We start from the raw sequence: 26,020 nt of genomic DNA, 5'->3' as shown, positions 1-26,020 counted from the left end.
AAGGGACCTGACTCATGGGAGCGCAGCTCCGGGTCTACAAGCGTCGCATCAAATCCGTCACCGCGACGAAGAAGATCACCAAGGCGATGGAGATGATCGCCGCCTCGCGCGTCGTCAAGGCGCAGCGCAAGGTGCAGGCGTCGACGCCGTACGCCACCGAGCTCACCCGTGCGGTGACCGCGGTGGCCACCGGTGCCAACGACAAGCACGCGCTGACCACCGAGGCGGAGAACCCGACCCGCGCCGCGGTCCTGCTCCTCACGAGCGACCGCGGTCTGGCCGGCGCGTTCAACTCCAACGCCATCAAGGCGGCGGAAGCGCTCGTCCGCAAGCTGGAGGGCGAGGGCAAGGCGGTCGACATCTACGTCGTCGGTCGCCGTGGCGTCGCGCACTTCAACTTCCGTGAGCGCAAGCTGGCCGACACGTGGACCGGTTTCACGGACGAGCCGACGTACGCGGACGCCAAGAAGATCGGCGAGCCGCTGATCGAGGCGATCGAGAAGGACACGGCCGAGGGCGGCGTGGACGAGCTCCACATCGTCTACACCGAGTTCGTCTCGATGATGACGCAGACGGCGGTCGAGGCCCGGCTGCTGCCCCTCAGCCTCGACGAGGTCGCGAAGGAGGCCGGCGAGTCGGACACGCTCCGTCCGCTGTACGACTTCGAGCCGTCGGCGGAGGACGTCCTGGACGCCCTGCTGCCGCGCTACGTCGAGAGCCGGATCTACAACGCGCTGCTCCAGTCCTCGGCCTCGAAGCACGCCGCCACGCGGCGCGCGATGAAGTCGGCGACCGACAACGCGGGTGAGCTGATCACCAGCCTCACCCGACTTGCCAACGCGGCCCGCCAGGCCGAAATCACCCAGGAAATCAGCGAGATCGTCGGTGGCACCGCAGCCCTGGCCGACGCGACCGCGGGGAGTGACAAGTAATGACGACCTCTGTTGAGACCGCCGCTGCCACGGGCCGCGTCGCCCGGGTCATCGGCCCGGTCGTCGACGTGGAGTTCCCCGTCGACGCGATGCCGGAGATCTACAACGCGCTGAACGTCGAGGTTCCGGACCCGTCCGGCGACGGCACCAAGACGCTGACCCTCGAGGTCGCGCAGCACCTCGGTGACGGCCTGGTCCGCGCCATCTCCATGCAGCCCACCGACGGTCTGGTCCGCCAGGCCCCGGTGACCGACACGGGTGCGGCCATCTCCGTCCCGGTCGGTGACGTCACCAAGGGCAAGGTGTTCAACACCCTGGGCGAGGTCCTGAACGAGGACGCGTCCACGGTCGCGAGCGCCGAGCGCTGGCCGATCCACCGCAAGGCCCCGGCCTTCGACCAGCTCGAGTCCAAGACCGAGATGTTCGAGACCGGCCTGAAGGTCGTCGACCTCCTCACCCCGTACGTCAAGGGTGGAAAGATCGGTCTGTTCGGTGGTGCCGGTGTCGGCAAGACCGTTCTGATCCAGGAAATGATCATGCGTGTGGCGAAGCTGCACGAGGGTGTGTCGGTCTTCGCGGGCGTCGGTGAGCGCACCCGTGAGGGCAACGACCTCATGGTCGAGATGGAGGAGGCCGGCGTTCTCGACAAGACCGCGCTGGTCTTCGGCCAGATGGACGAGCCCCCGGGCACCCGTCTGCGCGTCGCCCTGGCCGGTCTGACCATGGCGGAGTACTTCCGCGATGTGCAGAAGCAGGACGTGCTGTTCTTCATCGACAACATCTTCCGCTTCACCCAGGCCGGTTCCGAGGTGTCGACCCTGCTCGGCCGTATGCCCTCCGCGGTGGGTTACCAGCCGAACCTGGCCGACGAGATGGGTCTCCTCCAGGAGCGCATCACCTCGACCCGTGGTCACTCGATCACCTCCATGCAGGCGATCTACGTCCCCGCCGACGACCTCACCGACCCGGCGCCGGCGACCACCTTCGCCCACCTCGACGCGACGACGGTTCTCTCCCGTCCGATCTCCGAGAAGGGCATCTACCCGGCCGTGGACCCGCTGGACTCCACGTCCCGGATCCTGGACCCGCGCTACATCGCGCAGGACCACTACGACGCCGCCATGCGCGTCAAGGGCATCCTGCAGAAGTACAAGGACCTCCAGGACATCATCGCGATCCTCGGTATCGACGAGCTGAGCGAGGAGGACAAGCTCGTCGTCCACCGCGCCCGCCGTGTCGAGCGCTTCCTGTCCCAGAACACCCACGCGGCGAAGCAGTTCACCGGTGTGGACGGTTCGGACGTTCCGCTCGACGAGTCGATCGCCGCGTTCAACGCGATCTGCGACGGTGAGTTCGACCACTTCCCGGAGCAGGCCTTCTTCATGTGTGGTGGTCTCGAGGACCTCAAGAAGAACGCCAAGGAGCTCGGCGTCTCCTGAGCCCCGTGCTCGCCTGAGGGGGGCGGGATCGGTCCCGCCCCCCTCGTCACGCCCCTTAGAATTGATCCCAACACCCGGCAGCACCGCCGGGTGGTGACCCGAGGAGCCACCCTTGGCTGCTGAGCTGCACGTCGAGCTGGTCGCCGCGGACCGGAGTGTCTGGTCCGGCGAGGCCACCCTGGTCATCGCGCGTACCACCTCCGGCGACATCGGCGTCATGCCCGGCCACCAGCCGCTGCTCGGTGTGCTGGAGTCGGGCCCGGTGACCATCCGTACGAGCGAGGGCGGCACTGTCGTGGCCGCCGTCCACGGCGGTTTCCTGTCGTTCGCCGACGACAAGCTTTCTCTGCTCGCGGAGATCGCCGAGCTGTCGGACGAGATCGACACCCAGCGCGCCGAGCGTGCGCTGGAGCGCGCGAAGGCCGACGAGGACGCCGCCGCCGAGCGGCGCGCCGAGGTCCGGCTGCGCGCGGTAGCGGTCCGCTAGAGGTCCGCACCGAGAGCCCAGCCCTCAGCCGCGGTACGGCTGGAATTTTCCAGACCGTGCCGCGGCTGAGGCGATGCAGATGCAGGTTGTATTCGGTCAGGCCGGCTCCGCCGGTCACGGGACGCAGCGAGGAGGTCGGTGAAGATGTTCCTCGCGCTGCTCGTGTGCGGCCTGGTCGTCGCACTGCTGGTGATCGGGCTCTTCGTCTTCGGCTTGCGCCGCAGACTGATCCAGCGCGCCGGCGGCACGTTCGACTGTTCGCTGCGCTGGAACGTACCCGAGACCCCGGACACCAGCGGCAAGGGCTGGTCGTACGGGGTCGCCCGTTACAGCGGTGACGAGATCGCCTGGTTCCGGGTCTTCTCGTACGCGCCCCGCCCGCGGCGGGTCCTGGAGCGCTCGGCCATCGAGGTTCTGGAGCGCCGGATGCCGGAGGGCGAGGAGGAGCTGGCGCTCCTCTCGGACTCCGTGATCCAGGGCTGCCTGGTGAAGGGCACCCGCCTGGAGCTGGCGATGAGCGAGGACGCGCTCACGGGCTTCCTGGCGTGGCTTGAGGCGGCGCCGCCCGGCCAACGGGTCAACGTTGCCTGACGTTCGTGTACGGCCCGGTGAGTGCCATGTGTGGACCGCCCGGGCCGTTTCCGTTTCTTCCGGTCTCGTCGCGCTGCTCGACGCCGCCGAGCGGCGGGTGTACGAGTCGTTCCTGCGCGAGCGCGACCGCTCGCTGTACCTGACCGCGCACGCCCTGCTGCGGCTCGTCCTGGCCGAGGCCCTGGACCGTGACCCGGCGCGGCTGGTGTTCGCGGCCGGCCCGCACGGCAAGCCGTACGTGGAGGACGCCTCCGTCGAGTTCTCGCTGACGCACTCGGGCGAGCGGGTGGCGGTCGCCGTGGCCTCGGGCGCCCCGGTCGGTGTGGACGTCGAGCGGGTGCCGGAGCCGGCGGCCGAGCTGCCGCTGCCGGTGCTCTCGCCCGCGGAGCGTGTGGTGTACGACCGGGTGCCGGAGCCGGAGCGGGCCGCCGCCTTCACCGCGTACTGGGTGCGCAAGGAGGCCGTGCTGAAGGCCACGGGCGAGGGGCTGCGGGTGGACCCCGCGCGGCTCACCGTGTCCGCGCCCGACCGGCCGGCCGAGCTGCTGGGCTGGCGGGGACGCGAGAAGGCCGTACAGCCGCACCCGCCGGTGCGGCTGTACGACCTCGACGCGGGGGAGGGGTACCGGGGCGCCGTGGCCCTGCTCGGCCCGGCGCACCGGATCGTCCGGCACGACGGGGGCGGCGTGCTGCGCCGCCCCCGCCGCGCGGCGGACGGAGACCCCGGGGCTAGTTCAGCCCGCTGTTGATGGCGCCGACGAGCTCGCCGTTGCCGGTGTCGCCGCTGAACTCCCAGAAGAAGGCTCCGCCGAGGCCCTGGTTCCTGGCCCAGCTCATCTTGGAGGTGACGGTGGCCGGGGTGTCGTAGCTCCACCAGTTGGTGCCGCAGTGGGCGTAGGCGGTGCCGGCGACGGTGCCGTTGGCCGGGCAGGAGTTCTTGAGGACCTTGTAGTCCTCGATGCCCTGCTCGTAGGTGCCGGCGGCCGGTCCGGTGGCGGTGCCGCCGGGTGCGGACTGGGTGACGCCGGTCCAGCCGCGGCCGTAGAAGCCGATGCCGAGCAGCAGCTTGTTGGCCGGGACGCCCTTGGCCTTGTACTTGGCGATCGCCTCGGCGGAGTTGAAGCCCGCCTGCGGGATGCCGGCGTACGAGGTGAGCGGGGAGTGCGGGGCGGTCGGGCCCTGCGCCGCCCAGGCGCCGAAGAAGTCGTACGTCATCACGTTGAACCAGTTCATGTACTGCGCGGCGCCCGCGTAGTCGGTGGCGTCGATCTTGCCGCCGGACGAGGCGTCGGCCGTGACGGCCGCGGTGACCAGGGCGCTGCTGCCGAACTTGGCGCGCATGGCCTGCATCATGTTCTTGAAGGCGTTCGGGCCGCTGGTGTCGCAGGACAGACCGCAGGCGTTGGGGTACTCCCAGTCGAGGTCGATGCCGTCGAAGACGTCGGCCCAGCGCGGGTCCTCCACCAGGTCGTAACAGGACTGGGCGAAGGCGGTCGGGTTCTGCACGGCCTGGCCGAAGCCGCCGGACCAGGTCCAGCCGCCGAAGGACCAGATGACCTTGATGTGCGGGTAGGCCTTCTTCAGCTTGCGCAGCTGGTTGAAGTTGCCGCGCAGCGGCTGGTCCCAGGTGTCGGCCACGCCGTCGACGGACTGGTCGGCGGTGTAGGCCTTGTCGTAGTCGGCGTAGGCGTCGCCGATGGTGCACTTGCCGCCGGTGACGTTGCCGAAGGCGTAGTTGATGTGGGTGATCTTGGACGCGGAGCCCGAGGTCACGATGTTCTTGACGTGGTAATTGCGGCCGTAGACGCCCCAGTTGGTGAAGTAGCCCATCTTCACCGTGTTGCCGGGCTGCGGGTTGCCTCCGCCGCCGGTGGTGCGGACGCTGACGGCGCCGCTGGCCGGGCCGGTCTGGTCGGCGGTGTCGCGGGCGACGACCGTGTAGGTGTAGTCGGTTCCGGCGGTGAGGCCGGTGTTGGTGTACGTCAGGCCGGTGACCGTGGCGACGGTCGTGCCGTCCCGCTTGACGTCGTAGTTCTTGATGCCCTTGTCGTCGGTGGCCGCGGTCCAGGTCAGCTTGACCGAGGTGTCGGTGACGTTCGAGGCGACCGGGGTGCCGGGCGCGGAGGGCGCGGCGTCGCCGGGCTGGGTGGAGCCGTCGCAGGAGCCGCCGTTGACCTTGCAGCCGGACGGGGAGCCGGAGCCCGTGCCGTTGAAGCCGAAGGAGATGGTGGCGCCGGGGGCGAGGGTGCCGTTCCAGCCGACGTTCTTTGCGGTCCAGTGGGTGCCGGAGCTGGTGACGGTGGCGTCCCAGGCGGAGGTGACCGCGGTCCCGGAGGGGAAGTCCCACTCGACGGTCCAGGAGGAGATCGAGGTGGTTCCGGTGTTCTTCACCGTCCACTTGCCCTCGAAGCCGGTGCCCCAGTCGGAGACCTTCGTGTACGTGGCGGTGGCCGAGGTGGCCGCCTCGGCGGGGGCGGCGAGGCCGACCATGGCGGCCAGGGGCAGGGCGAGTGCGGTCAGACCGGCGGCGATACGGCGTCTGAAGCGGGTGGTGCGCGTCGGTGCTTGAGTGCTCAACGGTGCTCCTCAAGTTGCGGACGACAGGGGTGGGGGTGGTCCGGAAAGGTGCGCGCGCCCCGCGAGCGTAGAAAGGTCTGGACCAGCCGTCAAGAGGTCCAGACCAACGTCGGAGCCGGGTCGGAAGCCGCGGCGGAACCGCGCGGGGACGGACCGCGCCGGATCCGCCCTCCCTCCGTCAGATCCCCAACTCCTGTGCCAGCACGGCCGCTTGGACCCGGCTGCGCAGCTCCAGCTTCCCCAGCACCTTGCTGACGTGCGTCTTCACCGTCGCCTCCGCCATGTCCAGCCGCACCGCGATCTCCGCGTTCGACAGGCCCGACCCGAGCGCCGACAGCACCTCGCGCTCGCGCGGCGTCAGCCGGTCCACCACCGCCGGATCCGTGCCGCCGGGCACCCGGACCGGCCGGCTCGGGGCGGCGAACTCGGCGATCAGCCGCCGGGTCACGGCCGGCGCGATCAGCCCCTCGCCGCGCGCCACCGTCCGCACCGCCTCGATCAGGTCCTTCGCGTCCGTGTTCTTCAGGAGGAAGCCCGCGGCGCCCGCGCGCAGCGCCCCGAACACGTACTCGTCCAGGTCGAAGGTGGTCAGCACCAGGACGTCCGCCAGACCCTCGGCCACCACCTGCCGGGTCGCCGACACCCCGTCCAGCTTCGGCATCTGCACGTCCATCAGGACCACGTCCGGGCGCAGTTCACGGGCGAGCTCCACCGCCCGCTCGCCGTCGGCGGCCTCACCGACCACCTCGATGTCGGGCGCGCTGCCCAGGATCAGGACCAGCCCCGCCCGCACCGCACTCTGATCCTCCGCCACGATCACCCGTACCATGCCTGCGGCTCCTTGTCCTTCGTACCGACGGGCAGGACCGCCCGTACCCGCCACACCTTGCCGCCGTCGCCGGCCGGCAGGGGGCCGGCCTCGAACGTCCCGTCCAAAAGCGCCACCCGCTCGCGCATCCCCACCAGACCCGCCCCGGACCCGGGCGCCCGCGGCCCGGGCTGCCCGCCGAAGGGACTGGTCACCCCGACCGTGAGGGAGCCGTCGCGCCGGCGTGCGAGCTCCACCCGCACCTCGCCGGGCGCCGCGTGCTTGAGCGCGTTCGTCAGCGACTCCTGCACGATCCGGTACGCGGCCAGCTCGACCGGCGCCGGCAGCCGCGGACCGTCCTCCTCGCGCGCGTCCTCGAGGGTGAAGACGAGACCGCTGGAGCGGCCGTTCGTCCCGGCCTGGGCGACCAGCGCCTCCAGACCGGCCAGCGTCGGGGCGGCCGCCGGCTCGGCGTCGCCGCTGCTGTCCCGGAGCAGCCCGATGAGCCGCCGCATCTCGGCCAGGCCCTCGACGCTGTTCTCGCGGATGACGGTGAGCGCCTGCCGGGTGGTGGCCTCGTCGTCGAGCGAGAGCGCGGCCGTGGAGTGGATCGCGATCGCCGACAGGTGGTTGGCGACCATGTCGTGCAGCTCGCGGGCCATCCGGGCGCGCTCCGCGCCCACCGCCTGGGCCCGGTCCATCTCGGCCAGCAGCGCGGTCTGCTCGGCCCGCAGCCGGGCCGCCTCGGCGGCCTCCCGGTGATTGCGCACGATCGCGCCGGTGACGGCGGGCAGGAACGAGACCATGGCCGTGATCAGGCCGACCAGCAGGGCGGCGGCGTTCTGCCACCAGACGAGGAAACCGGTCGTCACACCGATCGTGATCAGCCCGGTGCTCCACGGGATGCGCCGGGCGGAGGCCGGGGACCCGTAGACCACGGCCGCGTAGACCACGTCCGTGAACATCAGCGCGGTGACGAGGCTGCCGTAGGTGAACTGGTCCGCCACGAGGGCGAGCGTGCCGACCGCCAGGGCGGTCTGCGGCACGGTCCGGCGCAGGGCCTCCATCGCGGCCATGACGGCGAGCGGCACGAGGGTCGCCCAGCGCGGGTGGATCAGCCGGTCGGTCTGGGTGTGCAGCCCGAAGTACCACAGCAGCAGGCCGACGGCGAGGCCGCCGGCGGCGATGAGCAGGTCGTCGCGGTGCGGTCGGGGGAGTGTCACGTCCCCATCCAACACGGCGTGCGGCCCCCGGACCTCGCCGCCCGGGCCGATCCGGCCCTCCGTCGAAGGATGTAGCCGCACTTCGTCTTCGGCGACGACGAATCCGCGCCGGGCCGCCGGGAGTCTGGAAGGACGACGGGGGACGAGAAGAAGGAGTGCCGCCGTGATCGTCACGCTCATCGTGATCTGCGAGGTCGGCTTCTGGGTGCTGCTGGCCGCGGGCCTCGCGGCCCGCTACCTGCTGAAGATGCCGCGCACCGGCCTGGCCCTGCTGCTGTGCGAGCCGCTGCTCGAGGTCGTGCTGCTGGTCGTCACCGCGGTCGACCTGAAGAACGGCGCCGATCCGAGCTGGAAGCACGGCCTGGCCGCGCTCTACATCGGCTACACCGTCGGCCACGGACACCGCACCGTGAAGTGGCTCGACGGCCACGCCGCCCACCGCCTCGGCGGCGGCCCGCGACCGCCCAAGCCTCCTCAGTACGGGATGGCCCGCGCCCGCCACGAGGGCAGGGTCTGGCTCGGTACGCTGGTCGGCGGCGCCGTCGCGACCGGCCTGCTGCTCGCCGCGACGGCGTACGTCGGCGGGGACGGCGACACCTCCTCGCTGAGGAGCTGGATGTACGGCGCCTGGCGGGCCGTCGGCATCCACGGCCTCATCGCCCTGTCGTACGCGGTCTGGCCGAGGAAGGCCCCGGCCGGGAAGGAACCGGCCGGGAACGCCCAGGCCGGGAGGGCCCCGGCCGCCGCGGAGCGGACGTCAGCGCTCCCCGCCCGGGACCCACAGCACGTCCCCGACCTCACGGTTCGCCGTCCGCGCCAGGATGAAGAGCAGGTCTGACAGCCGGTTGAGGTAGGTCGCCGTGAGCGGGTTCATCGTCTCGCCGTGCACCTCCATCGCCGCCCACGTGGACCGCTCGGCCCGCCGGACCACCGTGCACGCCTGGTGCAGCAGTGCCGCGCCGGGCGTGCCGCCGGGCAGGATGAAGGAGCGCAGCTTGTCGAGCCGCTCCAGGAAGCGGTCGCAGTCCGCCTCCAGCTTGTCGACGTAGGACTGCTCCACGCGCAGCGGCGGGTACTTCGGGTCCTCGACGACCGGCGTGGACAGGTCCGCGCCCACGTCGAACAGGTCGTTCTGCACGCGGACGAGGACCTTCACCACGTCCTCGTCGAGCTGCCCGAGCGCGACGGCCGTGCCGATGACGGCGTTGGCCTCGTTGGCGTCGGCGTAGGCCGAGATCCGCAGATCGGTCTTGGCGGTCCGGCTCATGTCGCCGAGGGCGGTGGTGCCCTGGTCGCCGGTGCGGGTGTAGATGCGCGTCAGATTGACCATGACTCCAGCCTAGTTACGCCCCGGCCCGCCGGAAGGTCCGTGTGCCGACCGTCACGGCGAGCGCCGCGAGTCCGAGGGCGACGAGGACGCCGTACAGCATCGTCGTGGTCGCGTAGTGCCCGACGTACGCGTCCCGGACCGCGTCCACCAGGTAGCGGAACGGCATGAAGTGGGACAGCACGTCCAGCCAGCCGGGTGCGAGGGCCATCGGCAGCATCAGTCCGGACAGCAGCATCGACGGCATGGCGAGGGTGTTGACCGCCGGGCCGAACTCCTGCGGGCTGGGGAGCCGCAGGGCGAGCACGTACGAGAGCGCGGCCAGCGAGAAGGTGAGCAGCGCGACGAAGCCGAAGCCGATCAGGATGCCCCCGAGCGGTGCCCGCAGGCCCATGGTCAGGGCGGCGAGGACCAGCAGCACGGCCTGGAAGACGAAGAGCGCGGCGTCCCGCAGGACCCGGCCGAGGAGCAGCGCGAGCCGGCTGACCGGGGTGACCTGGAGCCGTTCGAGGACGCCCCAGTTCTTCTCCATGATGACCGCGAACCCGGCGAAGGAGGCGCCGAAGAGGCCGAGCTGGAGCAGCAGTCCGGGCACCAGGACCTGCCAGGAGTCGCCCTCGCGGCCGAGCGGGAGTCCGGTGAGCAGGGGGCCGAAGAAGAACAGGTAGAGCAGCGGCATCAGGGTGCCGAAGAAGATCTGGAACGGCGAGCGGAGGGTCTGCCGGGCGTAGCGCCCGAAGAGGACCGCGGTGTCGTGGAGAAGCATCGTGGGTTCCTGGTCGGTCGTGGATCGGGGGTCGGGGCACGAAAACCCCAGGGGGCCGCCCGTCCCTAGACGGCGACGGGGGTCTGGTCGACGGGCGCGGGGCCGCGCCCGGTGACGGCGAGGAAGGCGTCCTGGAGGGTGTCGGCCGCGTGCGCGGCCTTGAGCGCCGCGGGTGTCCCCTCGGCGGCGACCTCGCCCTTGTCGATGATCACGAGCCGGTCGGCGAGGGCGTCCGCCTCGTCGAGGTAGTGGGTGGTGAGGACGACGGTGGTGCCCTGCTCGTCACGCAGCCGCCGCACCAGCGCCCACAGGGCGGTCCTGCTGCCCGGGTCGAGTCCGGTGGTCGGCTCGTCGAGGAAGAGCAGCTCGGGCCGGTGGGTGAGGCCGAGGGCGATGTCGAGCCGTCGCCGCTGGCCGCCGGAGAGGGCGGTGGAGCCCCGGTCGAGCAGCTCGGTGAGGTCGAGGTCGCGGGCGAGTTCGGCGGCGCGGGCGGCCGCCTCGGCGCGGGAGAGGCCGTAGAGCCGCCCCTGGAGCACGAGTTCGGAGCGGACGGTCTCCTGCGGGTCGACGCCGCCGGACTGGGCGACGTACCCGATCTTCCGCCGGACGCCCACGGGATCGCGCAGCAGGTCGTGGCCGGCGACGGTGGCGACTCCGCCGGTGGGCGGGAGCAGGGTGCTGAGCATGCGGAGGGTCGTGCTCTTGCCGGCGCCGTTGGGTCCGAGGAAGCCGAGGATCTCGCCCGGGCGGACGGTGAGGTCGATCCCACGGACCGCCGTCACCTCGCCCCGCCTGGTCCGGAAGGTCCGGGAAAGGCCGGAGGTGCTGATGATTGCCATGACGACCACAAAAACAGAGTCTCTGAAATTTTGCAATGCCTCCAAAATTTCAGGAGGTCTAGGATGGCGGGCGTGACCGAAGGGCTGAGGGAGCGCAAGAAGCGCCAGACGAAACAGCGGATCTCGGACATCGCGACCGGGCTCTTCCTGGAGCGCGGCTTCGCGGCCGTCACGGTGGCGGAGATCGCGGAGGCCGCCGACGTCTCCGTCAACACCGTGTACAACTACTTCCCGGCCAAGGAGGACCTCTTCTTCGACCGGATGGAGGGCGTCACCCAGCGCCTCGCGCGGATGATCCGCGGCCGTGACGTGGGGGAGTCCGCCGCCCGGGCCGTGCTGCGCGAGATCCGCGGTCACGTGGCCGCCGTCTCGCCCGCGTACGGCCTGATGGACGGGTACGCCGACTTCATGCGGGTGATCGAGGACGCCCCCACGCTCAAGGCCCGGCTCTTCCACCTCCAGCAGGACGTCCGTCAGGCCACCGTCGCCGCCCTGCGCGAAGAGGTCGGCGCCGGGCCCGACGACCCCGTGCCGCTGCTCGTCGGCAGCCAGATCGGCTGGATCCAGGGCGCCGTCGTCGAGTTCATCACCGAGCGGATGACCGCGGGCGGCAAGGCGACCGAGGTCTCCCGCGAAGCCCTCGACCTCCTCGACGAGATCGAGGACCTGCTCGGCGACAAGGTGCTCGACTACGCGGTGCGCGCCGCCGGGTGACGGCGATCCGGCCGGCCGCGGGGTGTCGCGAGTGTGACGTCCGTCAAACCGGGCGTGACGTGGCTTACTTAGCGGTCACATAGCGCCCGCCGCCCGCTAATCTCCGCCGAAGAGCCAGAAGTGAACAGCCGTTCAGGCGATGAGGGGTGGAAGAAGTGGCCAGGAAGCTCGCCGTCATCGGAGCCGGACTCATGGGGTCCGGCATCGCGCAGGTCTCGGCCCAGGCAGGCTGGGACGTCGTCCTGCGCGACGTCACGGACGCCGCCCTGACCCGAGGCACCGACGCCATCAAGACCTCGTACGAGCGCTTCGTCGCCAAGGGCAGGCTGGACGCCGCCGACGCCGAGGCCGCGCTCGGGCGGATCACCGCCACCACCGAGCTCGACGCCGTCGCCGACGCCGACATCGTCGTCGAGGCCGTCTTCGAGAAGCTGGAGGTCAAACACGAGATCTTCCGCTCCCTCGACAAGATCGCCAAGGACGGCGCGGTCCTCGCGTCCAACACCTCCGCGATCCCGATCACCAAGATCGCCGCGGTGACGGAGCGGCCGGAGTCGGTCGTCGGCGTCCACTTCTTCTCGCCGGTCCCGATGATGCAGCTCGTCGAGCTGGTCCGCGGGTACAAGACCAGCGACGAAACCCTCGCCACCGCCCGCGAGTTCGCCGAGTCCGTCGGCAAGACCTGCATCGTCGTCAACCGCGACGTGGCCGGCTTCGTCACCACCCGCCTCATCTCGGCGCTCGTCGTCGAGGCCGCCAAGCTCTACGAGTCGGGCGTGGCCACCGCCGAGGACATCGACATCGCCTGCAAGCTCGGCTTCGGCCACGCCATGGGCCCGCTCGCCACCGCCGACCTCACCGGCGTCGACATCCTCGTCAACGCCACCGGCAACATCTACACCGAGACCCAGGACGAGAAGTTCGCGCCGCCGGAGCTGATGCGCCGGATGGTGGACGCAGGTGACATCGGGCGCAAGAGCGGGCAGGGCTTCTACACGTACTGACACCGCGGCCGAGCACGGGCCGGGGTGGCGTTCCGATGACGCACAGGGGTCCGACCGCCCCGGCACCATCGCCCCCAGGGGTGAATTTCGATATCGGTTCGCTTACAAGGCGCAACGCTTCTGCCGATGCGGCAGTCAAGCGTTGCGTAGACGGGCACACGACACGGAGCACTCTCGGGGAGCGCATATGCACATCAGGGGCGACCACGCCGAGCTGGTCGTCGGGGGCCGCCTCGACGTCCGCAGCGCGGCGGACGCCCGTACGGTCCTGCACTCGGCCGTCGACGACGGAGTCGGCGACCTCGTGCTCGACCTGACCGGACTCGACTCCTGGGACGCCACCGGACTCGGCGTCATCATGGGCGCCCACCGCCGGGCCGGCCGCTGCGGCCGCCGCCTGGTCCTGCGCGGAGTGCCGCCCCAGATGCAGCGCCTGCTCGTCGCCACCCGGCTGCACCGCATCCTCGCGATCGAGGGCGGCCTCGCCGCGGAGTCCCTGCCCCGCGTCTGACGCCCGCGTTCGCGAGGGCCCGCGCCGGCCGGCCCGCCGACCGCCGGTGCCGGCCGCCCGCGCCCGACCGCGCCGGAGGCGCACAGGTGGCGCATATGTCACGGGCACACCACGGGGCTGTGAAGCACCTGTGCGAACCAGGCGTCACACCCAATCCTCACAAGACCGTGACGTCTTGGTCTCCACGGCCCCCCGGATGTTCCCGGGACCCGGACAACCGTCTAGGGTCGGCTCGCCTGCACATCGCCCGCCGCTTGGGAGCTTGGACCATGGACCCGATCAACCGGGGACCGGAGGAGTACGGTCACGACGCCGAGGGCGAGGACGCCCGCCCCGGTCTCGCCGCACCCGCCCCCGTGTCCACCGCCCCCGCCCGCGTGCGCACCGCCCGCCTGGTCTCGGGCGGCCTCCTGCTCACCGTCAACCCGCTCGACGGCAGCGAGATCGAGGTCTGCCCGCCCGGGGAACAGCCCCCCGCGCCCCGCCGCCGCACCGCCCAGGAGCGCGCCGAGGCCGCCCGCGCCGCGACCCCGCCCGTACCGCCAGGACCCGCGGCGCCCGCCCTCCCGCTCCTCGAACGGCAGGAACAGCGCGACACGCTCGTCCAGCACCTCACCCGCGGCCGCTCCGCCCGCGTCACCGGGCCCGCCGGCTCCGGCCGCACCCGCCTCCTCGACGCCGTCGCCGCCGAATGCGCCACCATCGCGCCCGACGGCGTCGTCCGGCTCTCCGGCCACCACCGCACGCCCACCGACCTGCTGTACGAGCTCTTCCACGCCGTCCAGCACGCACCCGGCTTCCGGCCCGACCGCGAGGAACTCCTCCTGGAGGTCCGCACCATCGGCGCCATCGTCCTCGTCGACGACCTCGAGTTCGGCGGCGCCGCCCTCGACGAACTCCTCGCCGCCACCCCCGACTGCGCCTTCCTCTTCGCCGCCGCACCCGACGCGCCCGCCGCCTCCGCCGACGCCGGACTCGAAGAACTCGCCCTGACCGGCCTCGGCCGCGCCGCCGCCGTCGAACTCCTGGGCCACGCCACCGGCCGCGCCCTCACCGACGACGAGATCAACTGGGCCGGCGACCTCTGGTTCGAGTCCGAGGGCCTGCCGCTCCGCTTCGTCCAGGCCGGCGCCCTGCTCCGGCAGCGCGACCGGCTCCGTGTCGGCCCCGCCGAGTTCGACGCCTTCGGCGCCCTCGAAGAGGCCTTCGGCCCCTCCGGCGCCCCCGCGCCCACCGGCTCGGCACCCTCCGCCGACGACCCCGACGTCGAACTGCGCGACATACCCCTGCCCAGCCTCGGCGAGGGCGCCGCCCCCGCCGTGCTGCTCGCCTCCCGGCTCAGCCGCGCCGCCCAGGACACCCTGCGGTTCGCCGTCGCCCTCGGCGGCGAGGTCCCGCACCAGGCCCACCTGCCCGCGCTCGTCGGCGACACCCACGCCGACGCAGCCGTCGGCGAACTCATGGCCTGCGGACTGCTCTCCCCGGTCGGCACCCGCTACCGCCTCGCCGCCGGAGTCCTCACCCAGCTCGTCGCGCAGGGCTACGAGACCGACGTCACCGACCGCGCCCACACCGTCGCCCAGCACTACGCCTGGTGGGCCGGCCACCCCTCCGTCACCCCCGAACGCGCCACCGCCGAGGCCGACTCGCTGCTCGCCGCCCTCGCCGCGCTGGTCCCCGGTACCACCCCCGAGCACGCCGCCACCGCCGTCCTGCTCGCCCGCGCCGCCGCGCCCGCCTTCGCCGCCGGACTCCACTGGAGCGCCTGGGAACGCGCCCTGCGCGGCGGCCAGGAAGCCGCCCGCCTGACCGGCGAGGTCTCCGAAGAAGCCTGGTTCCACCACGAGTTGGGCGTCCTCGCGCTCTGCCGCGGCAGCCTCCAGCGAGCCCGCGCCGAACTCGAGGCCTCCATCGCCATGCGCGGCGCCCTCGCCGACAAGCGCGGCACGGTCGCCGGCCGCCGCGCCCTCGCGCTCGTCGCCGACCTCACCGGCGAGACCACGCCCGTGGAACCCGCGCCCGCCACGCCCGCGGCCCCCGCCGCTCCCGTGAGCGCCACCGCGCCCACCGCCGCACTCCCGTCGGCGCCCCGGCCCGCCGCGCTCCCGCGCCGCGACGGCCCCGCCTCGCCGCCCCGCGGCATCCCGAGGGCCGCCGCGCTCCCGGCGAAGCCCGCCTTCCCGGACCTCGCCCCGCCGACCCCGGCGCGACCGATGGCACCCGTCGCCTCGAAGGCCTCCCTCGACGCCTTCGCGGCCTTCTCCGACGAGCCCGCGACCGTCGTCGTCGGCGGCGCGGACCAGGACAAGGACCAGGGCCGGGACGGGAAGCGGGACGGCCTGCGCAAGGGCATCCTCGGCGGAGCCCGCCGCAACCTGGCGGCCGTCGGCGCCGGCGCCCTGCTCGTCGCCGTCCTCGGCACCGTCGTCACCCTCGGCGCCACCTCCGGCGACGCCGAGAACCCGGGCGGCACCGGACGCGTGACCTCCGACAGCACCGCCGGCGAGGACCCCTTCGACGACGACGGCGATGACGGCGAGGCCGATCCCACCGAGGACGCCACCGGCGGCCCCTCCGACCCGGCCTCCCCGACCACGACCGGCACGCCCACCCCGGGCACCACCGGCACCACGGACAGCCCGACGCCGTCGGACTCGCCGTCGTCGTCGGGCAGCCCGACGCCGAGCAGCCCGACGACGACGCCGCCGAGGCCGACCACGTCCCCGACGAGGACGAAGCCGCCGACGACGTCGGCCACCCCGTCGCCGACCACGACGACGACGCAGCCGACGCCGACGGAGACCACGCCCTCGCCGACGCAGAGCACCGGCACGGGCGAAGGCCCCAGCAACTCCGCCACCGCCTCCCGCTCCGAGTCCGCCACCGCCGGCACCTCCGAGAGCAGCAGCCCCGCGGCCTGACGGCCGCACACGGCGAAGGGCCCGGGCGCGATCCCTCGCACCCGGGCCCTTCCCGTACGTCTTCGGCGTCCGAAGGTCAGAACAGCCGCAGCTTGTCGTCCTCGATGCCGCGCAGCGCGTCGTAGTCGAGGACCACGCAGTCGATCCCGCGGTCGTTCGCGAGCACGCGCGCCTGCGGCTTGATCTCCTGGGCGGCGAAGATGCCCTTCACCGGCGCCAGGTGCGGGTCGCGGTTGAGCAGCTCCAGGTAGCGGGTCAGCTGCTCGACGCCGTCGATCTCGCCGCGCCGCTTGATCTCCACCGCGACCGTCCCGCCGTCGGAGTCCCGGCACAGGATGTCCACCGGGCCGATGGCCGTCGGGTACTCGCGGCGGACCAGCGTCCAGCCCTCGCCCAGGGTCTCGATGCGGTCGGCGAGCAGCTCCTGGAGGTGGGCCTCCACGCCGTCCTTGATGAGACCCGGGTCGACACCCAGCTCGTGCGAGGAGTCGTGGAGGATCTCCTCCATCGTGATGATCAGTTTCTCGCCCGCTTTGTTGATCACCGTCCACACGGCAGCCGCGCCGGTTTCGGCGGCCTCGCCGTTCACGCTCTCCTTCAGCGTGCACGGCGGCGACATCCAGTTCAGCGGTTTGTACGCCCGGTCGTCCGCGTGGATCGAGACGCTGCCGTCGGCCTTGACCAGGATCAGACGGGGGGCGGAGGGCAGGTGGGCCGTGAGCCGGCCCGCGTAGTCCACGGAACAACGGGCAATGACGAGACGCATGGTCGGCAACGCTACAAGACGGGCACGCCTCCACGCGATTCGGGCGCCGGGCGTCCGCCGGCGCCCGACCGGCGCGCGCCCCAACGTCCGTCACTTATTGGCCGGTTGTGCGCCCATTCTCCTGGTGCGGGCAGGACCCGGCGCTTAACGTGGAGGACAGGAGGTCGTCGTCCGGGCACGCTGCGTGTGCGGCTCGGCCACCTGTCCCTGCCCGCAAGACCCCGCCCGGCGGGGTCGCGAGAGGAGAACCCATGTCGCTCGACGTCTCACCGGCGCTGTTGGATCAGGCCGAGCGAGGCGAGGTCGACGAAGCCGACTTCGTCGACTGCGTCCGGACCTCCCTGCCCTACGCATGGGAGATGATCAGTTCTCTGGTGGCACAGCTGAAGGTCGACGGCGGAGAGTTCGCCGACAACCAGACGCCGCCGCCGGACGAGCAGGCACGTGGTCAGCTGCTGCGCGCTCTCGCGAGCGATGCCATCCGTGGTGCGCTGCAGCGGCACTTCGGGGTACGACTCGCTTTCCAGAACTGCCACCGCGTGGCGGTCTTCCCGCTGGACCCGTCGGTCGACGAGCGGCTCGCCCGCTTCACGTCCGTACGGGCGCAGCTCCTCAACCAGTCGCCGGAACTGCGCGACTGCTGACAGGCCTGGTGCCGCCGCTCCGCGTCGCGGGAGAGAGAACAGTCGCGTAGCGGCGGCATGGTCCTGCCTCACCCCATGCACTTCTCCAAGCAGTCCCAGCACATGCGGCCCTGCCGCATGCCGTACGTGCCCGTGTCGCCCGTGCGGCGGGCACGCCCGGTTTCAGCCGAGCAGCGGGAGCACCTCGGTGCCCAGGCGCCGCACGTTCTCCTCGGTGGCGGCGAGGTCGCCGGAGCCCTCGGCGAGCAGCGCGAAGCGGGTGATGCCCGTGCGCTCCGAGGTCGCCGCGAGCCGGTCCGCCGCGAGCCGGGGCGTGCCGACCGGGTGCAGTCCGCACAGCAGCTCGGTGTACGCGACCGGGTCGCGCATCGCGCGGTACCGGCCGTCCACCGTCACATGGGCGTCGAGACCCTGCTTCAGCCAGCCCGGCATCGCCTTCACCAGGGCCTCCGCCGCGTCCGCGGTCCGGTCCGCGAGCTGGACCACGCCCGCCGAGACATGGCCGGCGCCGATCCGGGCGATCTCGTCCGGGTCGTGCCCGGCCTCCCGCGCCGCCCGCTCCCAGCAGGCCACCATCTCGGCCTTCTCCTCGTCGCCGCAGTGCATGCCGAGCAGCATCGGCAGCCCGCGCTCGGCGGCGAGCCGCACGCTGTTCGCCGAGGTGCAGGCGACGACGACCTCCGGTGCGGCGGGCCCGCCGATCAGCTCGCCGGGGGCCGGGACGACGGCCACCTCACGGAAAGCGAATCGTTCCCCCTGGGCGCCGACCCGGGGCTCGCGCAGCCAGCGCAGCAGCAGGTCGAGCGATTCGGGGAAGCCCTTCTCGTACGCGGGGAGCCCCGCGCCGAACACCTCCAGGTCCACCCAGGGACCGCCGCGGCCCACCCCGAGGGTGAACCTGCCGCCGGAGGTCACATGGAGCAGGGCGGCCTGCTCGCCCAGCGCCACCGGGTGGACGGTCGGCAGCACGCTGACCGCCGTGCCGACCCGGAGCCGGCGGGTGCGGCCCAGGAGCAGGGCGGCCAGCGTCACGGCCGACGGACACACCCCGTACGGCACGAAATGGTGCTCGGCCAGCCAGACCGAGTCGAGGCCCGCCTCCTCGGCGACCTCGGCGGTCCGCACCGCCCGGTGCAGTGCCTCTCCCTGACCCTGGCCCGGAAACTGGGCGGCCAGCACGAACGTACCCACGCGCATCGCTTCTGCCTCCTCGCGGTCGGCGCGTTCTCCCCCTCGCGGACTTCGCCCGCGCGTCCCCCTCGTACTGGCAACAACGTCTGACACGTGCCAAAGGCAACGGCCCGTCATGAAGTTCTTGCGATTTTCCGCTGATCCGCCACCCGCCCGTGCCGGGCCACCCCGTCGCGGCCCGTAGGCTGGACGGAACCGTCCGTGTCACCGACCCCGAGCGAGGTGCCGAAGTGTCCCCGCGCCACAACCGCCCGCGAGGCGGCGCGCAGCCCCCGCGGCAGAGCGAGCCGGGCGACCGGTACGGCGGTGTGCAGAGCACCGAGACCTGGCAGGGCGAGGAGTGGTACGTGCGCCACGTCGCCGGCGCGAGCGCGCCCGGCAAGCGTTACCGCTGCCCCGGCTGCGACCAGGAGATCCCCTCCGGCGCGCCGCACGTGGTGGCCTGGCCCGAGTACGGCGGCGTCGACGACCGCCGTCACTGGCACAAGGCCTGCTGGAACGCGAAGGACCGCCGCACCACCCGGGTGCAGCGGTCCCGCAACGCGCCTCGCTACTGAGGGATCGCCTGGGCGATCCCGTCGGCGGGCGGCCTCAGACGTCCCTGCTGTTGATCAGCGCGAACGCGCCGCCGAGCACCGCGGCCGCCAGGACCGCCATGATCCACACCGGGTCCCAGCCCGAGGGGCCGTCCCCGGTGACCGCCGAGCGGCCCGCGTACAGCGCGATCAGCTGGCTCGGGATCGCGTAGTCGAGGAGCCACTCCCGCACCTTGACGAGCGACTCCGCGAACATGAACATCGCCGACACCAGCGGCAGCAGCAGCACACCGATCATGATCGTGATCGCGCCTGCCGAGTGCCGGATGATCGCGCCGACGCCCAGCGACAGCAGTCCGAGCAGCGCGACGAACAGGCCGACGCCGACCGTGGCCCGCAGCCACTCCGCCGTCGTGGGCTCGGCGGCGTCGACCATCGCCACCTGGACCAGCGCGACGACGGTCGCCGTCAGCGTGGTGATGCCGAAGACCAGCAGGAAGAAGACGATCGCCTTCGCCGCGAGCACCCGCGCGCGGCTCGGGCAGGCCGTCAGCGTGGTGCGGATCATGCCCGTGCCGTACTCGGACGCGATCGTCAGCACGCCGAGCGTGATCACGCAGATCGAGCCGAGCAGCACACCGAAGAAACCGAGACCGAGCGCGGTCTCGCCCTCGGTGGACACCTCGGACGCCGACACGATCGCGCCGACGCCGAGCCCGATGCCGAGCATCAGCAGGATCATGATCCCGAGGGTCCAGATCGTGGAGCGGACCGAGCGGATCTTGGTCCACTCCGAGGCGAGCGCGTCGCCGAGGTGCGCCTTGCGCACGGGGATGGGGGAGACGTACGAGTACGGGGTCGTCATCGGGCGTCCTCGGTGTTCGGGCCCTGCGCCTGCGGGTTCTGCGGGGTGGTGTACGGGTTCTGTCCGGGCGGCGGCGGGGCGTACCAGCCCTGCTGCGGCACCTCGGGGACCACGTACTGCTGCTGCGGCGGCGGCAGCTGGTGCGGCGGCATCGGCGGCTGGAGGTGGGCCAGCCGGTCGTCGGTGGAGCGGTAGTCGACGGCGCCCTGCGTCATCCGCATGTACGCCTCCTCCAGCGAGGCCTGGTGCGGGGAGAGCTCCCACAGCCGCACGTCCGCGTCGTGCGCGAGGTCGCTGATCCGCGGCAGCGGCAGGCCGGTCACGCGCAGCGCGCCGTCCGGCTCCGGCATCACCTGGCCGCCGGCCTCGGTGAGCACCGTGGTCAGCTTCTCGCGCTGCTGCGGCTCGGTGTGCGGGGTGCGCACCCGGGCGAAGTCGGCCGAGTTCGCCGAGATGAAGTCCTTGACGCTCATGTCGGCGAGCAGCTGGCCGCGGCCGATCACGATCAGGTGGTCGGCGGTCAGCGCCATCTCGCTCATGAGGTGGCTGGAGACGAAGACGGTCCGGCCCTCGGCGGCCAGCTTCTTCATCAGGTTGCGCACCCAGAGGATGCCCTCGGGGTCGAGGCCGTTGACCGGCTCGTCGAAGAGCAGCACCTGCGGGTCGCCGAGCAGCGCCGCCGCGATGCCGAGGCGCTGCCCCATGCCGAGCGAGAAGCCGTTGGAGCGCCGCTTGGCCACGTCCTGGAGGCCGACGACGCCGAGCACCTCGTCGACCCGCTGGGCCGGGATGCCGGCCAGCTGGGCGAGCGACAGGAGGTGGTTGCGGGCGCTGCGGCCGCCGTGCACGGCCTTCGCGTCGAGCAGCGCGCCGACCTGCCGCGGCGCGTTCGGCAGCTGCCGGAACGGGTGCCCGCCGATCGTGACGTGCCCGGACGTCGGCCGGTCGAGACCGAGGATCATGCGCATCGTGGTCGACTTGCCCGAGCCGTTGGGGCCCAGGAAGCCGGTCACGTGACCCGGTCTCACCTGGAAGGAAAGGTTGTACACGGCCGTCTTGGCGCCGTAGCGCTTCGTCAGGCCGACTGCCTCGATCATTCTCCAGCCCCATCGACATGGTCGGGTGTTTCTCGGGGCGTGACGGCCGGCGGCCGGAGCCCCCCGTATGAGCTAGGAGCTTATCCAGCCGTTGACGGTTCCGGCTAAGCCCGGATCGTGATCCGGCGAAAGCTCAGGGAAAGGTCAGGGAAGGCTCAGGGAGGTCAGGGAAGGGTCAGGGAGGGCAGGGAAAGGTCAGGGGGGTAGGGGGCAGGGGGGTCAGGCCGGCTCAGGCGTCCCGGTGCTTCAGCACCAGATAGCCGCCGGCCAGCGCCGCCGCCACCCAGACCAGCATGATCCCGAGGCCGCCCCACGGTCCGTACGGGGCCTTCTCCGTGCCCATCGCGTCCGGCAGCACCTGCATGATCTTGGAGCCGGCCTGGTCCGGGAAGTAGCGGGCGACCTCCTTGGCCTTCGGCACCGCCGACAGGATCTGCGAGATCAGGAAGAAGAACGGCACGAGGATGCCGAGCGACAGCATCGAGGAGCGCAGCATCGCCGCCACGCCCATGGAGAAGATCGCGATCAGGCCCATGTAGAGGCCGCCGCCGATCACGGCCCGCAGCACGTTGTCCGCGCCGAGCGTCGTGCGGTGCTCGCCCAGCAGCGCCTGGCCGAGGAAGAAGGACAGGAAGCTGGTCGCCAGACCCACCAGCAGGGCGAGGGCGCCGGCCACGGCGATCTTCGAGAAGAGGAAGGAGGCCCGCTGGGGCACGGCGGCCAGCGAGGTGCGGATCATGCCCGAGGAGTACTCGGTGCCCACCACCAGGACGCCGAAGACCACCATCGCCAGCTGGCCGAGCATCATCCCGGAGAAGCTGAGGAAGGTCGGGTCGAAGGTGGCCCGCTCGACCTCCTTGAGGTTGTCGAACTCCGACGCCATCAGCGCGCACAGCGCCGCACTCATCGCCACCGTGACGAGCAGGGCGCTCGCCAGCGTCCACACGGTCGACGAGACCGTCCGGATCTTGGTCCACTCCGACTGGAGGACCGCGGATGCCGCTGCCATCGATCAGACTCCCTCGAAGCTCTCGCCCCAACGGGGCCCGGCCGGCTCGCCGCCGCCGTGTACGTCCGTACCGTGCGCGTGGTACTCCACCGCGCCCGCCGTCATCTGCATGAACGCCTCTTCCAGCGAGGCCCGCTGGGAGCTCAGCTCGTGCAGCACGATCTGGTTCGCGGCCGCCAGCTCGCCCAGCTTCTCCGTCGTCGTGCCGTCCACCTCGAGCGTCCCGCCGCCGGCCTCGACCACGACGAATCCGTTCGCGTGGAGCACGTCCCGCAGACGTTCCTGCTGCGGCGAGCGCAGTCGCACGTAACTCCGGGAATTCTGCTGGATGAAATCCGCCATCGACGTGTCGGCGAGGAGCTTTCCCTGTCCGATCACGATCAGATGATCGGCCGTCAGCGCCATTTCACTCATCAGATGACTGGAAACGAAGATCGTCCGGCCCTCCGCCGCGAGCGCCTTCATCAGATTGCGGATCCAGTGAATTCCCTCGGGGTCCAGACCATTGACGGGTTCGTCGAACATCAGGATCTCGGGATCGCCCAGCAACGCGGAGGCGATTCCCAGCCGTTGCCCCATGCCGAGCGAGAAGCCCTTCGACTTCTTCCTCGCGACCGCCGTCAGACCGACCAGGTCGAGCACCTCGCCGACCCGTCGCTCCGGGATGCGGTTCGACTGGGCCAGGCACAGCAGGTTGTTGTACGCGGAGCGGCCGCCGTGCATCGCCTTGGCGTCGAGCAGCGCCCCGATGTACTTCAGCGGCTCCTGCAGCTCCCGGTAGTGCCGGCCGTCGATCAGGACCGTCCCGCTCGTCGGGCTGTCCAGGTCCAGCATCATCCGCATCGTCGTCGACTTGCCCGCCCCGTTCGGCCCCAGGAAGCCCGTGATCATCCCGGGCCGTACGGTGAAGGTGAGATGGTCGACCGCCGTCTTCGATCCGTACCGCTTGGTGAGGCCCTCAAGCTCGATCATGCGTACCAAGCTACGGGCGCGCGAAACCCCCCGCCACCGGAATGGCAGGGGGTTTTCGCGTCAGCGGTACGCCGGTACGCCCGGCGCCGGATCAGCCCGTCGGCGGATCAGCGGGTCTGCTGCGCCGGGACGCCCGCGGTCCGCTCGTCGTCGATCGGGGAACCGGCCGCGGCCACCGCGGCACCGGTCAGCGTGGCCAGCATCTCGCGGACGTTGGTCAGCTGGGCGTTGATCGAGTCGCGGCGGTTCGTCAGCGCCGCCAGCTCGCGCTCCGATTCGCTGCGGATGCGGTCCGCCTTGGCGTTGGCGTCGGCCACGATGTCCTCGGCCTGGCGCTGCGCGGTCTCCACCGTCTGGCGGGCCCGGCGCTCCGCGTCCGTACGCAGCTTCTCCGCCTCCAGGCGCAGCTGCTCGGCGCGGTGCTCGATCTCCGCCAGGCGCTTCTCGGCCTTCGCCTGACGCGAGGCCAGGTCGCGCTCCGACTGCTCGCGGCGCTTGGCCAGGTTGGTCTCGAAGTCCGCGGCGGCCTGGGCGGCCTTGGCGCGGGTCTCCTCGAAGAGGGCGTCGGCCTCCTCGCGCTTCGACTGCGCGTCCTTCTGGGCCTCGGCGCGCAGCGAGTTCGCCTCGCCCTGGGCCTTCTCGACGATCCGGACGCCCTCGTCCTCGGCCTTGGCCTTGCGCTCGGCCGCGAACGCCTCGGCGTCGTTGCGGACCTGCTGGGCCGCGGACTCGGCCAGCTCGCGGTGCTGCTCGGCGGCGCGCCGGGCCTCCTCGCGCAGGTCCTTCGCCTCCTCCTCGGCCAGCCGGAGGATCTTCTCGACGCGAGCACCGAGACCGGCGTACGACGGCTCGGCGTCGGTGACCTGGGCCTGGGCGTTCTGCGTTTCGAGGTGCAGCTCCTCGATGCGCTTTTCCAGAGAGGTGATTCGGGCCAGAGCACTGTCACGGTCGGCGACGAGCTTGGTAATGCGGTCGTCCACCTGACCGCGGTCGTAACCACGCCGCACGAGCTCGAAGCCGAAGGGGGAGGAAGTGTCGCTCATGGGGTTCCTGTCGAATGAGACCGGTGAGGTGTTAGAGGGAATCCTAGGGGTCGAAGCGGCGTGTCATCGAGCGTATGCCCGTTTGATCTGGAGAATGTCCAGCCTTTTGAGTGGCTAGCTCTCGGAGGACTTGCCCCCCGAACGAGTGGACCCCGCCGACGCGCCCGCCTTGACCCCGTCCCGGCCGCCGTCGGACTTCGATCCCGCTGACGGCGTCTCGAAAGACTCCAACGCCTCCAGCACGTCCTGGACACGGGAGATCTCGGCATTGATGTCCTCGCGCCTGCGCACCAGGACGTCCAGCTCGCGCTTGCCCTCCGAGACGGTCTGCTCGGCCTCGCGCTCGGCCTCCGCCCTGATCCGCTCGGCCTCCGCCTTGATCCGCTCCGCCTCCGCGGTCAGCGAGGCCTTCTTCTGCTCGGCCTCCTTCAGCAGCGCCTCGGCCTTCTTCACGGCGGCGATACGGACCTTGCTCGCCTCCGAGGTCGCCTCCGAGACCAGCTCCCTGGCCTTCTCCTCGGCCTCGGCGCGCTGCTCCTCCGCGGCCTTCACCAGCTTGTCCACGCGCTCGCCGGCCGTCTTCATCTGCTCGGCCGTCTCGCGCCGCGCCCGCTCGTGCAGCTCCTCGATCTCGCCCTCGACGCGGGAACGCAGCTCCTCCGCCCGCTCCCTTATGGCGGTCGCGTCGCTGCGCGCCCCGACGAGGAGTTCGTCGGCGTCCGTACGGGCCTTCTCCACCAGCGAGTTGCCCTCGATGGTGGCCTCGGCGACGATCCGGTCGGCCTCCTTGCGGGCAGCGCCCACCATGGTGTCCGCCTGCTCCTCGGCCTCGGTGGTGGCGCGCAGCGCCTCCTCCTGGGCCTTGGTGATCAGCTGGTCGGCCTGCTCGGCGGCGTCCGCGCGCTTCTTCGCCCCCGCCTCGCGGGCCTCGTCGAGCGTGCGGTCGGCCTCGGCGCGCGCCTCGGAGCGCATCTCCTCCGCCGCCGCCTCGGCGTCCGCCTTGATACGGGCCGCCTCCTCGGCGATCAGCTCGGCCTCCGCGCGCGCCTCGCCGACGAGCGTGTCCGCCTGCTCGGCGGCGTCCGCGCGCCGCTTGTCGGCGGCCTTGCGGGCCTCGTCCAGGATGCGGTCGGCGTCCGCGAGCGCGGCGCTGCGCAGCGCCTGCGCGTGCGCCTCGCCGTCCACCTTGACCTGCTCGGCCTCGGCACGGATCCGCTGCGCGTCCTGCTCGGTCGCCTCCAGGAGCTCGGCCGCCTCGGCGGTGAGCCGCTCGGCCTCGGCCGTGGCCTCGGCGATGAGGGTGTCGGCCTGTTCGGCGGCGTCGGCGCGGCGCTTGTCGGCGGCCTTGCGGGCCTCGTCGAGGACCTGTTCGCCGTCGGCGCGGGCGGCCGCCCGCAGCGCGTCGGCCTCCGCCTCGCCGTCGGCCTTGACCTGCTCGGCCTCGACCTTGAGCTGCTCCGCCTCGGCGGTGAGCCGCTCGGCCTCGGCCGTGGCCTCGGCGATGAGGGTGTCGGCCTGTTCGGCGGCGTCGGCGCGGCGCTTGTCGGCGGCCTTGCGGGCCTCGTCGAGGACCTGTTCGCCGTCGGCGCGGGCGGCCGCGCGCAGCGCGTCGGCCTCCGCCTCGCCGTCGGCCTTGATCTGCTCGGCCTCGACCTTGAGCTGCTCCGCCTCGGCGGTGAGCCGCTCGGCCTCGGCCGTGGCCTCGGCGATGAGGGTGTCGGCCTGTTCGGCGGCGTCGGCGCGGCGCTTGTCGGCGGCC

The 26,020-nt window shown here is 71.9% G+C and carries 25 protein-coding genes and 1 pseudogene; 12 read left to right on the top strand and 14 right to left on the bottom strand.

Features of this window, described 5'->3' with window-relative positions:
• The first annotated feature begins 14 nt into the window (after positions 1-14).
• The 5 genes from ACFWJO_RS26705 (at position 15) to ACFWJO_RS26685 (ending at position 4,197) form a co-directional block, all read left to right on the top strand.
• A complete protein-coding gene (locus tag ACFWJO_RS26705; RefSeq protein WP_384420654.1) occupies positions 15-932 on the top strand; it encodes a F0F1 ATP synthase subunit gamma in 918 nt (305 codons plus the stop codon).
• Entirely contained in the window at positions 932-2,371 is a 1,440-nt protein-coding gene (atpD, locus tag ACFWJO_RS26700) for a F0F1 ATP synthase subunit beta (RefSeq protein WP_384420655.1), read from the top strand. The genes ACFWJO_RS26705 and atpD overlap by 1 nt, the downstream gene beginning before the upstream one ends.
• A gap of 112 nt (positions 2,372-2,483) precedes the next feature.
• Positions 2,484-2,858 (top strand): F0F1 ATP synthase subunit epsilon, encoded by a 375-nt coding sequence (locus tag ACFWJO_RS26695; protein WP_384420657.1) that lies wholly within the window; start codon positions 2,484-2,486, stop codon positions 2,856-2,858.
• 144 nt (positions 2,859-3,002) lie between these two features.
• Positions 3,003-3,449 (top strand): DUF2550 domain-containing protein, encoded by a 447-nt coding sequence (locus tag ACFWJO_RS26690; RefSeq protein WP_128984701.1) that lies wholly within the window; start codon positions 3,003-3,005, stop codon positions 3,447-3,449.
• Entirely contained in the window at positions 3,442-4,197 is a 756-nt protein-coding gene (locus tag ACFWJO_RS26685) for a 4'-phosphopantetheinyl transferase family protein (RefSeq protein ID WP_386869039.1), read from the top strand. The genes ACFWJO_RS26690 and ACFWJO_RS26685 overlap by 8 nt, the downstream gene beginning before the upstream one ends.
• On the opposite strand, the gene ACFWJO_RS26680 is transcribed toward ACFWJO_RS26685, so the two are convergent.
• The 3 genes from ACFWJO_RS26680 to ACFWJO_RS26670 form a co-directional block, all read right to left on the bottom strand.
• The gene (locus ACFWJO_RS26680; RefSeq protein ID WP_386869037.1) at positions 4,178-6,025 is read right to left on the bottom strand and encodes a glycosyl hydrolase family 18 protein; all 1,848 of its coding nucleotides are present in this window, start codon (positions 6,023-6,025) and stop codon (positions 4,178-4,180) included. The two genes, ACFWJO_RS26685 and ACFWJO_RS26680, sit on opposite strands and share 20 nt — an antisense overlap.
• 178 nt (positions 6,026-6,203) lie before the next feature.
• Positions 6,204-6,854 (bottom strand): response regulator, encoded by a 651-nt coding sequence (locus ACFWJO_RS26675; RefSeq protein ID WP_386869035.1) that lies wholly within the window; start codon positions 6,852-6,854, stop codon positions 6,204-6,206.
• Positions 6,842-8,056, bottom strand: coding sequence for a sensor histidine kinase (locus tag ACFWJO_RS26670; RefSeq protein ID WP_386869033.1), 1,215 nt, complete (start codon positions 8,054-8,056; stop codon positions 6,842-6,844). Before ACFWJO_RS26670 ends, ACFWJO_RS26675 begins: the two co-directional genes overlap by 13 nt.
• 163 nt (positions 8,057-8,219) lie before the next feature.
• Here ACFWJO_RS26670 and ACFWJO_RS26665 point away from each other — a divergent pair, with 163 nt between their 5' ends.
• Positions 8,220-8,894, top strand: a complete 675-nt coding sequence (locus ACFWJO_RS26665; protein WP_386869031.1) for a hypothetical protein — start codon at positions 8,220-8,222, stop codon at positions 8,892-8,894.
• On the opposite strand, the gene ACFWJO_RS26660 is transcribed toward ACFWJO_RS26665, so the two are convergent.
• The 3 genes from ACFWJO_RS26660 to ACFWJO_RS26650 all read right to left on the bottom strand — a co-directional run bounded on the left by ACFWJO_RS26660 (position 8,814) and on the right by ACFWJO_RS26650 (position 10,988).
• Positions 8,814-9,386, bottom strand: a complete 573-nt coding sequence (locus ACFWJO_RS26660; RefSeq protein ID WP_384420668.1) for a cob(I)yrinic acid a,c-diamide adenosyltransferase — start codon at positions 9,384-9,386, stop codon at positions 8,814-8,816. The two genes, ACFWJO_RS26665 and ACFWJO_RS26660, sit on opposite strands and share 81 nt — an antisense overlap.
• 13 nt (positions 9,387-9,399) lie before the next feature.
• Positions 9,400-10,149 (bottom strand): ABC transporter permease, encoded by a 750-nt coding sequence (locus ACFWJO_RS26655; RefSeq protein WP_384420670.1) that lies wholly within the window; start codon positions 10,147-10,149, stop codon positions 9,400-9,402.
• 65 nt (positions 10,150-10,214) lie between these two features.
• Positions 10,215-10,988 (bottom strand): ABC transporter ATP-binding protein, encoded by a 774-nt coding sequence (locus ACFWJO_RS26650; RefSeq protein ID WP_386869029.1) that lies wholly within the window; start codon positions 10,986-10,988, stop codon positions 10,215-10,217.
• 72 nt (positions 10,989-11,060) lie between these two features.
• Here ACFWJO_RS26650 and ACFWJO_RS26645 point away from each other — a divergent pair, with 72 nt between their 5' ends.
• From ACFWJO_RS26645 to ACFWJO_RS26630, 4 genes are all read left to right on the top strand, one after another.
• A complete protein-coding gene (locus ACFWJO_RS26645; RefSeq protein WP_386869027.1) occupies positions 11,061-11,702 on the top strand; it encodes a TetR/AcrR family transcriptional regulator in 642 nt (213 codons plus the stop codon).
• A gap of 155 nt (positions 11,703-11,857) precedes the next feature.
• On the top strand, positions 11,858-12,706 hold the full coding sequence (locus ACFWJO_RS26640; RefSeq protein WP_385692546.1) for a 3-hydroxyacyl-CoA dehydrogenase family protein: 849 nt from the start codon (positions 11,858-11,860) through the stop codon (positions 12,704-12,706).
• A gap of 187 nt (positions 12,707-12,893) precedes the next feature.
• A complete protein-coding gene (locus ACFWJO_RS26635; RefSeq protein ID WP_019889522.1) occupies positions 12,894-13,217 on the top strand; it encodes an STAS domain-containing protein in 324 nt (107 codons plus the stop codon).
• A 269-nt stretch (positions 13,218-13,486) separates the two neighbouring features.
• Positions 13,487-16,138 (top strand): ATP-binding protein, encoded by a 2,652-nt coding sequence (locus ACFWJO_RS26630; RefSeq protein ID WP_386869025.1) that lies wholly within the window; start codon positions 13,487-13,489, stop codon positions 16,136-16,138.
• 76 nt (positions 16,139-16,214) lie between these two features.
• Here ACFWJO_RS26630 and nucS read toward each other — a convergent pair whose 3' ends face one another.
• Positions 16,215-16,904 (bottom strand): endonuclease NucS, encoded by a 690-nt coding sequence (nucS, locus tag ACFWJO_RS26625; RefSeq protein ID WP_386869023.1) that lies wholly within the window; start codon positions 16,902-16,904, stop codon positions 16,215-16,217.
• A gap of 251 nt (positions 16,905-17,155) precedes the next feature.
• Here nucS and ACFWJO_RS26620 point away from each other — a divergent pair, with 251 nt between their 5' ends.
• A complete protein-coding gene (locus ACFWJO_RS26620) occupies positions 17,156-17,548 on the top strand; it encodes an SCO5389 family protein (protein ID WP_384413606.1) in 393 nt (130 codons plus the stop codon).
• Between the two features lie 162 nt (positions 17,549-17,710).
• On the opposite strand, the gene ACFWJO_RS26615 is transcribed toward ACFWJO_RS26620, so the two are convergent.
• Positions 17,711-18,745 (bottom strand): LLM class flavin-dependent oxidoreductase, encoded by a 1,035-nt coding sequence (locus tag ACFWJO_RS26615; RefSeq protein ID WP_386869022.1) that lies wholly within the window; start codon positions 18,743-18,745, stop codon positions 17,711-17,713.
• Positions 18,746-18,969: 224 nt separating this feature from the next.
• On the opposite strand from ACFWJO_RS26615, the gene ACFWJO_RS26610 reads away from it, so the two are divergent.
• Positions 18,970-19,296 carry an ATP/GTP-binding protein gene (locus tag ACFWJO_RS26610; protein WP_386869020.1) on the top strand — a complete coding sequence of 109 codons (327 nt, stop codon included), beginning with the start codon at positions 18,970-18,972 and terminating at the stop codon, positions 19,294-19,296.
• Between the two features lie 34 nt (positions 19,297-19,330).
• Here the strand turns inward: ACFWJO_RS26610 and ACFWJO_RS26605 are convergent, their stop codons facing one another.
• The 6 genes and pseudogenes from ACFWJO_RS26605 to ACFWJO_RS26580 all read right to left on the bottom strand — a co-directional run.
• Positions 19,331-20,140, bottom strand: a complete 810-nt coding sequence (locus tag ACFWJO_RS26605) for an ABC transporter permease (RefSeq protein WP_386869018.1) — start codon at positions 20,138-20,140, stop codon at positions 19,331-19,333.
• Positions 20,137-21,237, bottom strand: a complete 1,101-nt coding sequence (locus ACFWJO_RS26600; RefSeq protein WP_385692542.1) for an ABC transporter ATP-binding protein — start codon at positions 21,235-21,237, stop codon at positions 20,137-20,139. The genes ACFWJO_RS26605 and ACFWJO_RS26600 overlap by 4 nt, the downstream gene beginning before the upstream one ends.
• A 229-nt stretch (positions 21,238-21,466) precedes the next feature.
• A complete protein-coding gene (locus tag ACFWJO_RS26595; protein ID WP_386869015.1) occupies positions 21,467-22,246 on the bottom strand; it encodes an ABC transporter permease in 780 nt (259 codons plus the stop codon).
• A 3-nt stretch (positions 22,247-22,249) separates the two neighbouring features.
• Entirely contained in the window at positions 22,250-23,218 is a 969-nt protein-coding gene (locus tag ACFWJO_RS26590) for an ABC transporter ATP-binding protein (protein WP_386869013.1), read from the bottom strand.
• Positions 23,219-23,325: 107 nt separating this feature from the next.
• A complete protein-coding gene (locus ACFWJO_RS26585) occupies positions 23,326-24,261 on the bottom strand; it encodes a cellulose-binding protein (protein ID WP_384413587.1) in 936 nt (311 codons plus the stop codon).
• 114 nt (positions 24,262-24,375) lie between these two features.
• Positions 24,376-26,020 (bottom strand): annotated as a pseudogene (locus tag ACFWJO_RS26580) (hypothetical protein); the annotation flags it as partial.

This window comes from Streptomyces sp. NPDC127092 (assembly GCF_042722475.1).
Classification (GTDB): Bacteria; Actinomycetota; Actinomycetes; order Streptomycetales; family Streptomycetaceae; genus Streptomyces.
This window is presented reverse-complemented; position numbering and strand designations above follow the sequence as displayed.